Source organism: Paenimyroides tangerinum, from assembly GCF_003865405.1.
GTDB lineage: Bacteria > Bacteroidota > Bacteroidia > Flavobacteriales > Flavobacteriaceae > Flavobacterium > Flavobacterium tangerinum.
Window position 1 is genome coordinate 1 of record NZ_RQVQ01000029.1, and the last position, 13,395, is coordinate 13,395.

The 13,395-nt window shown below is 27.3% G+C and carries 15 protein-coding genes and 1 tRNA gene; 13 read left to right on the plus strand and 3 right to left on the minus strand.

The genetic code is table 11. The features are described from left to right. The first annotated feature begins 494 nt into the window (after window positions 1-494). Together EG240_RS11830 and EG240_RS11835 are read left to right on the plus strand one after the other, a co-directional pair. Window positions 495-1,115: a hypothetical protein gene (locus EG240_RS11830; RefSeq protein WP_125019602.1), complete on the plus strand. Its 621-nt coding sequence runs from the start codon at window positions 495-497 to the stop codon at window positions 1,113-1,115. A gap of 229 nt (window positions 1,116-1,344) precedes the next feature. After that, window positions 1,345-1,755, plus strand: a complete 411-nt coding sequence (locus EG240_RS11835) for a DUF3157 family protein (protein WP_125019603.1) — start codon at window positions 1,345-1,347, stop codon at window positions 1,753-1,755. A gap of 131 nt (window positions 1,756-1,886) precedes the next feature. On the opposite strand, the gene EG240_RS11840 is transcribed toward EG240_RS11835, so the two are convergent. Further along, on the minus strand, window positions 1,887-2,231 hold the full coding sequence (locus tag EG240_RS11840) for a type II toxin-antitoxin system PemK/MazF family toxin (RefSeq protein WP_125019604.1): 345 nt from the start codon (window positions 2,229-2,231) through the stop codon (window positions 1,887-1,889). Between the two features lie 585 nt (window positions 2,232-2,816). Between EG240_RS11840 and EG240_RS16510 the strand changes: the two genes are divergently transcribed. The 7 genes from EG240_RS16510 (at window position 2,817) to EG240_RS11870 (ending at window position 8,129) form a co-directional block, all read left to right on the plus strand. Then, window positions 2,817-2,963, plus strand: coding sequence for a hypothetical protein (locus EG240_RS16510; protein ID WP_158612022.1), 147 nt, complete (start codon window positions 2,817-2,819; stop codon window positions 2,961-2,963). A 135-nt stretch (window positions 2,964-3,098) separates the two neighbouring features. Then, the gene (locus EG240_RS11845) at window positions 3,099-3,671 is read left to right on the plus strand and encodes a hypothetical protein (protein ID WP_125019605.1); all 573 of its coding nucleotides are present in this window, start codon (window positions 3,099-3,101) and stop codon (window positions 3,669-3,671) included. 946 nt (window positions 3,672-4,617) lie between these two features. Next, window positions 4,618-5,220 (plus strand): hypothetical protein, encoded by a 603-nt coding sequence (locus tag EG240_RS11850; RefSeq protein WP_125019606.1) that lies wholly within the window; start codon window positions 4,618-4,620, stop codon window positions 5,218-5,220. Between the two features lie 178 nt (window positions 5,221-5,398). Further along, the gene (locus EG240_RS11855) at window positions 5,399-5,662 is read left to right on the plus strand and encodes a DUF3781 domain-containing protein (RefSeq protein WP_125019607.1); all 264 of its coding nucleotides are present in this window, start codon (window positions 5,399-5,401) and stop codon (window positions 5,660-5,662) included. Between the two features lie 149 nt (window positions 5,663-5,811). Next, window positions 5,812-6,387: an N-acetylmuramoyl-L-alanine amidase family protein gene (locus tag EG240_RS11860; RefSeq protein ID WP_125019608.1), complete on the plus strand. Its 576-nt coding sequence runs from the start codon at window positions 5,812-5,814 to the stop codon at window positions 6,385-6,387. Window positions 6,388-6,540: 153 nt separating this feature from the next. Beyond that, a complete protein-coding gene (locus EG240_RS11865) occupies window positions 6,541-6,969 on the plus strand; it encodes a hypothetical protein (protein ID WP_125019609.1) in 429 nt (142 codons plus the stop codon). Between the two features lie 296 nt (window positions 6,970-7,265). Continuing rightward, the gene (locus EG240_RS11870) at window positions 7,266-8,129 is read left to right on the plus strand and encodes a helix-turn-helix domain-containing protein (RefSeq protein ID WP_125019610.1); all 864 of its coding nucleotides are present in this window, start codon (window positions 7,266-7,268) and stop codon (window positions 8,127-8,129) included. A 92-nt stretch (window positions 8,130-8,221) separates the two neighbouring features. Here the strand turns inward: EG240_RS11870 and EG240_RS11875 are convergent, their stop codons facing one another. Further along, the gene (locus tag EG240_RS11875) at window positions 8,222-8,617 is read right to left on the minus strand and encodes an ExbD/TolR family protein (RefSeq protein ID WP_125019611.1); all 396 of its coding nucleotides are present in this window, start codon (window positions 8,615-8,617) and stop codon (window positions 8,222-8,224) included. Next, window positions 8,598-9,311 (minus strand): MotA/TolQ/ExbB proton channel family protein, encoded by a 714-nt coding sequence (locus EG240_RS11880; protein WP_125019612.1) that lies wholly within the window; start codon window positions 9,309-9,311, stop codon window positions 8,598-8,600. The genes EG240_RS11875 and EG240_RS11880 overlap by 20 nt, the downstream gene beginning before the upstream one ends. Window positions 9,312-9,492: 181 nt before the next feature. Between EG240_RS11880 and EG240_RS11885 the strand changes: the two genes are divergently transcribed. The 4 genes from EG240_RS11885 to eptA all read left to right on the plus strand — a co-directional run bounded on the left by EG240_RS11885 (window position 9,493) and on the right by eptA (window position 13,323). Next, window positions 9,493-10,707 carry a bifunctional folylpolyglutamate synthase/dihydrofolate synthase gene (locus tag EG240_RS11885; protein WP_125019613.1) on the plus strand — a complete coding sequence of 405 codons (1,215 nt, stop codon included), beginning with the start codon at window positions 9,493-9,495 and terminating at the stop codon, window positions 10,705-10,707. 74 nt (window positions 10,708-10,781) lie between these two features. Further along, window positions 10,782-10,856: transfer RNA gene (locus tag EG240_RS11890), tRNA-Val, on the plus strand. A 132-nt stretch (window positions 10,857-10,988) separates the two neighbouring features. After that, window positions 10,989-11,816 (plus strand): phosphatase PAP2 family protein, encoded by an 828-nt coding sequence (locus EG240_RS11895; RefSeq protein WP_125019614.1) that lies wholly within the window; start codon window positions 10,989-10,991, stop codon window positions 11,814-11,816. Beyond that, a complete protein-coding gene (gene eptA, locus EG240_RS11900) occupies window positions 11,803-13,323 on the plus strand; it encodes a phosphoethanolamine--lipid A transferase EptA (RefSeq protein WP_125019615.1) in 1,521 nt (506 codons plus the stop codon). The genes EG240_RS11895 and eptA overlap by 14 nt, the downstream gene beginning before the upstream one ends. The last annotated feature ends 72 nt before the right edge of the window (window positions 13,324-13,395 follow it).

Sequence of the window (13,395 nt, forward strand, 5' to 3'; positions counted from 1 at the left end):
GAGCCGTTGCGCTATGCTCACTTTAATCCGCTGAAGGTGGTATACTATAGCCGTTTTTTGCACCTAAAAAAACTAAATTTTTAGATTCTAAAGCTTTCTTTTTAAGTTCAGATTATGTTTTAGGAAAATTTGAGAAGCAATATTACAAAAGCGATTGGGAAATTAATTTTTTAGTTAATCCAAGTGTTTTCCTGCAACTAATTAGACCATTTATTGAAAATGACTATAATTCAAACAAAAAATTTATTGATACATTTTCAATCAGTGATTTTAGAAGTTTTGATATTGATTATTCTACAACGAAATCTAAAACCTTACAAATACTTAATGATAGTTATTTTGAATCCTCATATGAGCTAAAAGTAAAAATACTAAGAGATCAGGTTCTATTAGCAAAGTTAGACAAAGCTGAAAATGACTATGAGGAAAAAATTAAAATAATAGATTCTTATATTGCAATTGAAAATTTAAAACTATCTGAAGAAAACTCTCAAATGAGGAAACAGTTAGAAGATTCACAAAGGCAACAAGGACAACTATCTGATAAAAAACAAAAAGCTGAATCTCATATAAGGGATATAAAAACAGAGAATGAACAAAAAAATAAAGAAAAATCAGATTTAGAATTAGAACTAGAATCACTAAAAAAAGATTTTGAATTTGAGAAAAATAATAGAATTATTCGAGAAAACATAGAAAAATGGGAGAATTCTAAAACTAGTTATTTAGAAGAACAAAGAAATTCAGAAATCAAAAATTTTAAGATTAATAGTAAATATTGTAATAGACCAATTATTACTTTATTCATTACTATTGTAATCCTTCCTTTTTATATAAAATTTTTTGATAAAATTAAAAATTACTTTGCTTCTCTAAAATATGAAGGTTTAGAATACGATGATAATATAATTCCATCTACTATTTTAATATTTCTTGTTCTCATTGCTTTTTATGAGTTAATTGGACGGACTTACTTAACAGATAAAGAAAAAGTGAAAAATGGGTTAAAATGGAAATTGGCTTTCAAAAAAAGTACGAAAGAGGGGTTACTTTTGGAAAAATTAAAACAAATTGAAAGTGAATATGTATTAAATAATCCAAAACCTAAGTTATAAAATTACATCGCCTAATAACTAAGCTTTCGTCTTGCCCGGAGGGCACGAGATGAAAGTTTATTAAAATAAAAATATGAATTAAAGTGGGCGCTTACTTTTGGTATTGGTTAAGCTTTGGGTTTTTCTTTTTGCCACTATCATCAATGAGTACTTTTGCCGGGATAGGCAACATGCAGAACGTTAGCGATAATTGTTGGTAAAATAATATAAATAGAAACAGTTAAACAAAATGAAAAAACTAATTATTCTTGGACTAATTTTAGCTCCAACTTTTACATTTGCACAAAATAAAATAGCAACAACTGAAGATGGCAAAAAAGTAATTCTTAAGAGTGATAAAACTTGGGAATATGATACCAAAACAACAACTTCAGAAAATGAATGTGTTATAGATGCAAACTATATTGAACCCAAAAGTGAAAAAGGTATAAATTCTTGGTTAAAGAAATTTGATGCAACAACAGACGATTTGAAAAAACACGTTGCAGTTGAAAACGATTGTAAAGTTGATCAAGTAAAGCTTTTAAATATATCTGAGCAGAAAGGAAACGGGATGTACTCACTTTGTGTAAAGGGCAAGAAAATGAAATATAGAAGGACAGGCTCTGTATTTACGAGATTAAACGAGGATATTTTATAACCTAAATATTAAAGTATAAATTTTTTAATAAGGAATAATATCGTACAATAACTTAGCTTTCGTCTTACCCGATAGTTTAACAATAAGTTTGTTTATAATTTAGAGCAATCCGTTTGGGTTGCTTTTTCTGTTTAAATAATCTTTTTGACTTCTCGAATTATTTCCTCAAGAAATATATTTTTCAATTTACAGAAGGGTCTAGGTGCGGAAAAACTTTTTTGTTCTAAATATGTTATAAATTGAAGCCTAGCCTGCATAAATTTATCGTCATTAGGTCTTGTAACAAACATATCATTTGTTAATTCATACGTATATTCATCAATAGAATTCATATGCGTAAGCATTATCCCGATATAAATTTCATGCTCATCAAAAAGTTCCTCATTTGAGAGTACTAAAAAAGGATGATTCTTGATTTCTTTTTGATTTGGAAGAGGAAAATAGCAATATATAATGTCGCCTTTTTGAAACGTCATAATCTATCGCATTTTGTTTTTTTGTTTTCTTAATTTAGAACTGGTTTCAAATAATATTTCTTTGAAAGACTCATGCGAGCTACGATATGTTTTAATAGAGTTATCCTTATACATAGCGTCAATTTCATCCATTTTTGAAATTGTTTTTATAATCAAATTATGAAATTTCACTAAATCTTCTTGAGGTAGTTTCTCAATTTTATTCCACGAATTTTTTAAGGTCTTTGAAAGTTTTCCGTAGACTAAATTAATTTTGAAAAGTTCATATCTTAACTGAATCGACTTATATACAAGTAAAAAACTATTCTTAACGAAACTCTCGTTTTTACTAATACGAGAAACCCTACTGTACTCAGTATGCAAGCTTTTAAATTCGTTATAGTCTAAACTAAATTCCATGTTAAATCTTATTGGTTGTATAAATCAAAAATAGTAAATATTTGCAAATTTACAACTTTTTACGCATTTTTTCTATTTTTTATTTCAAGACTTCTTGACGCATAATATTATTATTAAAATCGGAATTTACACTTATTAGATTCTGTGCCGCGTTGTATATTTGTACTTAAATTATATACTATATAAATGAGCACAATTGACAAGAAACATAAAATTATTGCTGCTTACAATAAAGCACTAGATAATAAAAACACCGTTAAAAAATATATTAAGGGTGGGGCTACGTATGATGAAGTTAAAGCTAAAGGAATAAAAATTGTCGTACCCCTATAATGTTTTAAAGCTGTCTAATTTCTAAATTTGATAAAATCAATAGCAAGCGCCATCCAATGGGCATTTTTTATTTTTTAAAAACTGAAATACAATTTTTATAAATTATTATATACAATAATGTTGTAATTTTATATAATGATCCTAACCGAAGAAGAAATACAAATCCTAAACCAAATCGAACTCGTTCGACAAGATTATGATGCGCTTAATTCTTATAGGTTATATCATAAAAATATATTTGAATCGGCCCTAGACTACATACCGGTTCAATATCTTCCAAACCATACATTCGGTTTTTCTTTTCGCGTTGTAAATAATAAATTCCACATGCAAGTTGCATACTCAAATCGTAACAGAAAGTTTTATAAGAATGATGTAATCACATTCGGTTTTAAAAGCGGGGAGGATTTGGAGTTTAAACTGTTTGCCGGAACGATAAAAGATATTCATGGGAGAAACTCCACAACGATTTTAATTTCCCCAGAACAAGTAAAACTATTTCTTTTAGAAGATTTAGAATTTATTCGAATAGAATCAAAACGAAATGAATTAGGTTTTATAAACTCTCAAATTCACAATACATTAAACTATTATAACATTGGTGAGCCTTTCTACCAAAAGACGGTAAAGTATATTCTTAACGACCTTTTGAAAGAGTATTTGAAGGACTATCCCGCAAATGATTATTCTAGGATTTTGGATAGCTAAAAGTTTCTGACCATGTTTTTTTAGTGGATTCTCCTTAAGCCACTGATAGTCTATATTTTCAAGTGTTTTTACTCTGTCCATTTTCTGACCAAAGTCAAAAATAAATGTTTAATTTTGTATTATAAATTTAAACCCGTTAGTGGTTAAGTTCTTGTTTTTTAAGGTTTTATAAGTTTTTTTAAAAGTGAAATACTCGCGGAACGGATTTCGATTCCCTGCGGCTCCACAAAATAAAAACCTAATCATCTTATTTTTAGACGGTTAGGTTTTTTTTTCTTTCTTTTTTGACTACAAATTGACTACATGATTCTGACTTAACGATTTTTGAGGACATGCCCACAAAGTTTGATATTTTTGAGTTTTTTTTATGGGAAGAAAATAGAAATATGATTTAGAATTTAAATCACGTTTAGTAACTATTATACAGCTAGGTAACAACAGTATGAAGGCAATTGCAATAGGCGAAAATACAAATTATGCTACTTTAGATATTCAATTGTAGCCAAATAAACCTATAACAAGAGTTTATGCGACACATATAACTAATATTTATGTAAATCGTTTAAAACAAAATAAGTTAAGCTTAAATGAAGTAGGGCTTAAAAATCAGATTTAAAAGTTTGATCAATAACTTCTAAAGTATAAAAGTTTGAGATTAAAAAAGCAATACTATATTAGCCGTAATCAAATCATAATTCAAACGGATTGGGAATTGGTAGATTGTGGGTTAAATGCGAGGGCGTTCCTCGCTTTTTTGTTTCGAATGATGGCTGTATCAATACTAAGTTTGCAATATTAAATTGATTTGTACCTTCCAATTTTATTGATGTTTGAATATTTTTTAACATTAAAATAAATTATGTATATTTCACCCATGTAAACGTTAGCAGTCACGCTATGACATCATGGGGAAAACCAGCTTACACCTACTGACAAAATTGAAAATATGAAGTTTATACAAAAAAGACTTACAGTTGGTAAAGAGAAAAAATTAGAAAAAGTTTATTATAGAATTCTCGTCGGGCTCATGATTTTAGGTATTTTATATTACTTGTTTTTAGAACCTAAATCAATTGGTCACGATAATAGATACTTTATCTACATATTTTTACTTCCAACAATTTTAGGTCTTTTTATACTTGCGGTTTGTCGTCGACAGTTTTTGATGAACAAATTTTCTACAAACAGAGGTGTTACACTATGGATCTTTTTAACCATCTTCTACTTAATTCAAGGATCTTTTTTTTCATACTTAAGTTTAGGACAAATTGCTAAAATCTCATGGGACATCTTGAACAATAGGGTAGCTAAACAAAATGTTGAAGAAGTTTTTGACTGTAAAATAACTAAGTTTTGGGCGGGAAAATACTCAAGTAATATTGATTTTATTTTCAAAGATCATCATAATAAATTTGATGTTCAATACACGACAATCGAAGAATATTTACACACAAGTCCAGAAGAATATTACCTGAAAATTACAGCGCGTAAAGGAATCTGGGATTATTATCTTGTAGAGAGTTGGATTATTTATAAAAAAACTAACTAAAACTAACAAAGTGAAACTGGATTGCATCAGTCATACACAATAATGAACTGTTAATATATGTTTTCGTCTTGCCCGGAGGGTGCGATCTCTATGTGTGCTCCTTTGCTAGTTTATGAATACAATAATCAATTTTAGAAGGTGTTTCTATACTTACCTCTAAAAAAATATACCACCCAAAATGAACATTGATAAGAATAATATTCTGAAAAATATTTGCTATGCAGAGCTTGTTTTCGGTCGAATAAACAAAAAATTGAATAGCAATTTTTCTAAAGCAGAAATCGAAGAAAATATATTTGAGGTAATTACGGTAACGCCAATAGATGGCTTTGAGAGAATTGGTAAAAATTATTACATTTCTAACGTCGATAGGAATATTAAAATAACTGTGAATTCTAACACATTCAGAGTTATAACAGTTGATAAAATATCAAAAGTATAACAGAAATGAAGCAATCCGTTTGGGTTGCTTTTTCTATTAGTAAAACCCTTGTTAAAAAAACTAATTTTTAAAAAGACAACCTTTTACATAAATGCGTATATTGCATTAATATGAATTTTAGCTGTAAATATTAATTAAATCAGTAAGTTATGAAAAATTTCATCAAATTAATTGGATTATTTACTTTGACAATCTTTATGAGTTTTAGTAATCCGAATAAAAAAGTTTTGGTAATTGATGTTTCTCACGGTGGAAAAGATTATGGGGCTGTAAATCAAAATTTACGTGAAAAAGATATTGTATTAGATATTGCAAAAAAAATTAAAGAATTAAATACAAATGATGATATTGAAATCATACTAAACCGTGAAAAAGATGAATTCATTTCTCTAAGTGATCGTGCAGAATTTATAAACAAATTATCGCCTGATTATGTAATTTCACTTCATTTAAATTCATACGTAGAGGAAGATAAAAATGGATTTGAGATTATTTATGGCGGAAATAACTTGGATTCAGAAGAATTAGCTAAAAAGCTTTATGAAAATATAAATTTTACAAAATCTGAAATTAAAAAAATTGATTTCTATTTATTGAAAAATGTACAGGCTCCGATGAGTTTTTTAGAATTAGGTTATTTATCAAATCAAAAAGATAGAGAATATATTACAAGTGATGAAGGTCAAAACGAAATAGCTGAATCAATTTTAAAAACATTAGAATAAACATATTTTGAAAAAAGATTTTATAACTAATTACCATCTTATTGTATGAAGGCAATATTTTTTGTAATAAGTTTTGATCAATAATCTTTAGATAGCTTCCAAAAAATTAAAAATTCAACTGTGTAATTTATTAACTTCTATAACAATTTTATCATGAATTTTAAAAACTTAATTTCGATTTTATTTTTCGGATTATTGCTGTTTACAGGATGCACCGAAGAAGCAGATATTGTTCCGCAGGACCAATCATTAAATGGAACTTGGAATTTGAAAAATTTAAGTGGTGGTTTTGCAGGAATTAATGAGAATTATTCAAATGGAACTATAACTTGGACTTTTAATTCTCAAAACCAAAATATTGTTGTTGTCAATAATAATGAGGCTAGTACTCAATTTATTTATGATAGTGGAACATATAATTATTCAATTATTGAAATAAACAATCAAAAATACTTACAAATTGATAATGGTGAATATGGTGGTTTAAATATTTCGAATAACAATTTGGTTATTGACCAAGATATAATTTCAAACGGAGTTGGCGCCGATGGATTTATTCTGAATTTTGAAAAAATAAACTAAAGCTAATAATTTATTACTAAAATCGGGGTTTAAGAAAAGAATTAAAAATTAGAATTTCTATTACAGCTAAAAACGAACAATATTCGTTTTGTTTAAATAATAAAAAACGCATATAATGATATCTTAGACTTCATTTATGCGTTTTTATTTTTTTATATAAAGTATTGTAGTTCAAATTCTACAAAGAGCTTACAAATACTTCTACATTCGTTTTTTGAAAAACTGAGTTTATTTGTAATGTAAGTTAATAAAAAAATAATTACTCAAATTATATTCGAGTTCAAAATAAGGGGTAAATGAAGGCGATAGTTATAGATGATTTTTTAGGTTTTTCTGCAGGAACAATTATTAACCATGATTCTTTTTCAAGATATGTAATGCAAGAAAAAAACGTATATAAAATTTTACGCGTTGAAAACGGAACGGTTAAGATTACTTTTAATGATATAAGTGTTGTTTTAAAAAAGAATCAATGTCTTTTTGTAAATAATGATGTTTCATTAATAATAAGTTCAATTGAGGATTTTCAAATGTCTTATATTCAGTTTAAAGATACTTGTATAAGTAAAAATTACGACATCAGTTATTTGGTTAAAAATTCAAAATTATTTGATGGAATTAATAAGTTCAATAAAATTTCGATTAATGAAAAACATAGCTTAGTTATAAATCATTATCTAGATTTGCTTTTTAATTCGCAATTAAGCGAGCGAACTAATTTTAATTATCTTTTAGCACAGAATACATTACAGCAAATATTATTATTATCAGTTTCTATTTTTCATAGTAATATTCCAAAGTGTAATCATCCTAAATCTGATTCGTTTACTGAAAAAATTCTTAGGTTGTTTAATGAAAGCATCGTAGAAAATGTAAAAAACAATAGAAGTGTGAAGTATTACTGCGATAAAATTGGTATTGATTATGGAGTTCTAAATAAATTGTGTTTATCGACTTATGGTGTTAGCGTAAAAAATTATTTGGATTTAAAATGTTTGCATCAAATTAAATACAAATTAGAAACTGTAACTTTATCTATAAAGGAAATATCGAACTATTTTAATTTTAGTGATATAAGTAATTTTTTACGTTTTTTTAAAAGACTTACTAAAATGACCGCAACTCAATATAGAGAACAAATTTTTAATACAAGTAATTAAAAAAAATGAGTCCGATACAATGTCGAACTCATTTTTTTTATGGAAATACACTTTTCAATGTAGTTTGTTTTGCTGTAAATCTGATTTACAATTTATTGTGCACTTGTAGCAATAACAAATTTTAGATTGTGCTTAACTCCAATCTGAAGAACATCAACTAAATCTTGAACTTGTAAGTTATAAGGAATTCTAATAACTACGGTTTGTTCTTTTGCTGGATCTAATTTTGCAAGCAAACTTTGTTCTAAATTATCAAAAGCAGTTAATTCTTTATCGATATAAAACTGTTTATCTTCAGTTACTGAAAGCGTAATTAATTGTTTATTTGTTTTTTCGTTTGATTCAGCTTTTGGAAGCGTCATTTTTATTACGTTCGGATTTGCAAGAGTTGAAATGATTATAAAAAACAATAATAAGAAAAACATAATATCACTCAACGATGAAGTAGCAATTTCCGCATTGAAACGTTTATTTCTTTTGATTGCCATTTGGACGTTGTATTATGTTAATGAATTCTAGGATATTTTTTTGAATATTCAAAGCAAAATTATCAATCTTTCCGTTTAATAAATGATAGGCCGCATAAGCAATGATACCTACAACTAAACCAGCTCCACTACTAATCATTTTTTCGTATAATCCTCCAGAAATATTTGCTATAGAAATATTTTCTGTAATTGAAATATTGTAGAAAATCTTAATAACTCCAGAAATAGTTCCAACAAAACCAAGAGTAGGAGCAATACCACCAATCAAACCTAAATGATTTAATTTCTTTTCCATTTCCGCAATTTCGATATTCGTAACTTTTTCCATATTCGATTCAATTTCAGAAATTGGTCTTCCAATGGTTAAAATTCCTTCTTCGATAACGTGTGAAGTTGCAGTATTATCTCTTCTTGCTGTAGAAATTGCCAAATCTAAATTACCAGCAGCTAATTGATTTTTTACATCAGAAATTAAATTCGGATTGTTTTTGGCAGCTTTATTTATATAAAAACTTCTCTCAAAGATTATATATATAGTATAGATCAACAATAGTATAATTGGAATTAAAAAAACACCACCTTTGAAAATAAATTCAATTAGCGAAATTTCTTTCTCATTTGTCATAGTATTGATAACACTACCAGCTGCTTGTGTTAAAGTATCGTTTTGAGCTTGTAAAACAAATCCAATCATAAAATTTTTATTTAGTTTTTAATAAAAAAATGTTTCATTTTTGTAAATGATTTCATTCTTTGTTTTAATGAAATTTAAAAATCAAATATAAAAAAATATTCCTAGTTAAATCGAAAGGAACTGAATCAATTTCAAAACTTTTAATTTAATATTTATTATCTAATATTACATTATTTTACAGATGAATTATCAAGAAACTTTAGATTGGATGTTTAATCAACTTCCGATGTATCAGAAAATTGGAGCTAAAGCATATAAAGAAGATTTAACAAATACTTTGGCATTGGCAAAACATCTTGATTTTCCTGAAACAAAATTTAAAAGTATTCATGTTGCCGGAACTAACGGAAAAGGTTCGACTTCATCTATGATCGCTTCAATTTTGCAAGAAGCAGGATATAAAGTTGGCTTATATACTTCACCTCATTTAAAAGATTTTCGAGAAAGAATTAAAATTAATGGAAAGGAAATCTCGGAAGAAGATGTTGTTTGTTTTATAACTGATAATAAAAGTTTTTTTGAACAAAATCAATTAAGTTTTTTTGAAATGACGGTTGGTTTAGCTTTCGATTATTTCGCTCAACAACAAGTTGATGTTGCTATTATTGAAGTTGGTTTAGGTGGAAGGTTAGATTCGACTAATATCATAACACCTTTAGTTTCTGTTATTACAAATATCGGATTTGATCATGTTGCTATTTTAGGAAATTCGTATAAAGAAATTGCTTTTGAAAAAGCAGGAATTATCAAACCAAATGTTCCGGTAATTATTGGGCAATATAATAATGATACAAAGCCTGTTTTTATTGCTAAAGCAGAAGAAACCAACAGCGAGATTATTTTCGCTTCTGAAATAGATTTAGTTGATGTAGAATCTGATTTGAAAGGAAACTATCAAGAGCATAATAAAAAAACGGTTCAAGCAACAATTGAAGTTTTGCGTAGATTTTTTGAAATTAGTAAAAACGATGAACTAAATGGATTCAAAAACGTAATTAAAAATACAAATCTTCAAGGTCGTTGGCAAGTTCTTGGTAACAATCCATTAATTGTTGCTGATACAGCTCACAACAAAGACGGTTTAGAAATGGTTATGGATCAAATTTTTGAACAAACCTTTACCAATCTTTATTTCGTATTTGGAGTTGTAAATGATAAAGATTTATCTGAAGTTTTACCTTTATTACCGAAAGATGCAATCTATTTTATTGCAAAACCAGATGTTCCAAGAGGATTAGACGTTAATGTTTTACAACAAAAAATGCAAGATTTTGGATTTAATTCCCAGGTTTTTGATTCTATAAGTAGAGCATATTTACATGCTAAATCTATCGCAACGAAAAATGATATGATTTATGTTGGAGGAAGTACTTTTGTAGTTGCAGAAATTTTGTAAATTTTCATGAAGTTTTATTTGTAAAAACCAAAAAGCTTTTTATATTTGTCATGTATTTATGAAATAAATAAATCGGGCGATTAGCTCAGCTGGTTCAGAGCACCTCGTTTACACCGAGGGGGTCAGGGGTTCGAATCCCTTATCGCCCACAAGTTTTAACCTATAAGTCTTTTGATTTATAGGTTTTTTTTGTTACATTTTAATAAGCTGTTGTTATTTAATAAATCTTTTTGTTTATTTGAATACATTTTTTTTTAAATCAATAATTTTATCAAAAAAACATGAATAAAACTGTAATAGAAAATTTTGCAAGGTTTAATTCCTCATTATTATATTTACCTACTTTTTTATTGTTGGCAATTCTTTCTTTCTTATGTTCTAGAAATGCTTTGAGTAATGAAGCATATGTTAATTGTCAAAAAGAGTTATTCCTTTTTATGAATTCAGAATTAGCTGAATATCCAAGAACATTATATAACTTGACACAACTTGGAGATGCTTTGATAATTTTATCGTTTTTAACTATTTTTATTATTTATGCTCCAAAGATGTGGGAATCTTTAATAACAGCATCAATTGTATCGGCAATTTTAGTTGGAGTTTTAAAACCATTATTTGGAATTCAAAGACCAGCAGCTGCATTCGGACCTGAAAATTTAACAATAATTGGAAGAAAGTTAATGGGAAGTAATAGTTTTCCATCTGGTCATTCTGTTACTGTATTTACTGTACTTACAGTAGTTTTAATAGCTTTTATGCCAAAAAAAATTAAGTACCAAATCGTTTGGAGTTGCTCTATTTTTTTATTTGGAATTATTTTAATATTAACTAGAATTGGAGTAGGAGCTCATCATCCAATAGATATTACAGTTGGTGCAATAGTTGGTTATGCTTCTGCTATAATTGGAATAGCTATTAATAAAAAATATAATATATGGGGTTGGATTGGCAATAAAAAGTTTTATCCTGTTTTCATTTTGCTTTTCTTTGCATGTAGTATTGTAATGATATTTAAGATTTTTGAAGCAAACCTTGTAATATTTTATTTTGCACTTTTAAGTTTATTAATTTCTCTTTTTGTAATTACCAATCTTTATGTTAAAAAATAGTTTTAAACTATCAAAATTTGTTTTACTAATTTGTATAATGAATTTTTTATTCTTCCATTATCCATTTTTCAAATATGTTTTTTCTAATGTAGATTATACAACTTTCAGTGGCGCTTTACTTTGTTTCAGTATGCTAATTTTAGTTGTGTTGGCAAATTTTTTCTTTTTTTATATACTTTTTTATATTTCAAAAATAGTAGGGAAAATCTTTACAATTATAACATTTTTGATAAATTCAGTAGCCGTTTATTTTATCAATTCTTACAGTGTTATTATAGACGAAAGTATGATCAGTAATATATTGAATACCAATTTTGATGAATCGAGTGCTTTCTTCTCATTTAAATTGATTATATATTTGGTTTGTTTTGGAATTTTACCTAGTATTTTCATATTTAAAGCTAAATTTGAAAAAGTTTCTTTTAAGAAATTCATGATTCAAACAGGAATTAATTTAGGTTTGATTTTATTGATTGTTGTTGCAAACGCTGCGAATGTTTTATGGATTGACAAAAATTCAAAAGTAGTTGGTGGTTTAGCAATGCCTTGGTCTTATGCCGTAAATACACCACTTTTTTACATTCATGAAGCAAAAAAGAATCAAAAGGAAATTTTACTACCAGATGCAACTATCACAAATGATGAAAAATCAGTTATGGTTTTAGTAATTGGTGAATCTGCAAGAAGTGAGAATTTTTCTTTATATGGATATTCAAAAAACACAAATCCTTTACTTTCTAAAATTGAAAATCTGCATAATTTTAATGCAACTTCTTGCGCAACATATACTACTGCAGGCTTGAAATGTATTTTGGAACATGAAAATTCAAATGATTTGTATGAAATACTTCCAAATTATTTGAACAGAAATGATGTAGATGTTATTTGGCGAACCACAAATTGGGGTGAACCACCTGTTCATATCGAAAAATACAAAAAGCGAGAAAATTTAATAGAAAACTGTGAAGGAATAGGTTGTGATTACGATGAAATTTTGTTAGCTGGATTAAAGGATGAAATTCTTAATTCAAATAAAAAGAAAATTCTTATTATTTTACATACAAGTACAAGTCACGGGCCAACTTATAGTAAGAAATACCCGCCACAATTCGAAGTTTTTAAACCTGTTTGTAATTCTGTAGAAGTAGCGAATTGTTCTCAAGAAGAACTTATTAACGCATATGATAATACAATTGTTTACACAGATTTTATTCTTTCAAGTGTAATAGAAACATTAAAGGAACTTCCAAATTATAAAAGTTCAATGATTTATGTTTCTGACCATGGGGAATCTTTAGGTGAAAAAAATCTTTATATGCATGGTGTTCCAATGAGTTTAGCTCCAAAGCAACAATATGAAATTCCATTTATTGTTTGGGTTTCAGATGGTTCTAAAGAGTTGAAAAAGAATAATGCTTTAACACAAAATCATGTTTTTCATTCGGTTATGAATTTTCTTGGTATTACAAGTCCAATCTATAACGAAGAAATGAATATTTACAAATAATTAAATAATTGACAATTTTTAAAGTTTTGATTGCTAATTTGATAATTTATTGTTTTTTTTGATTAATTTAGA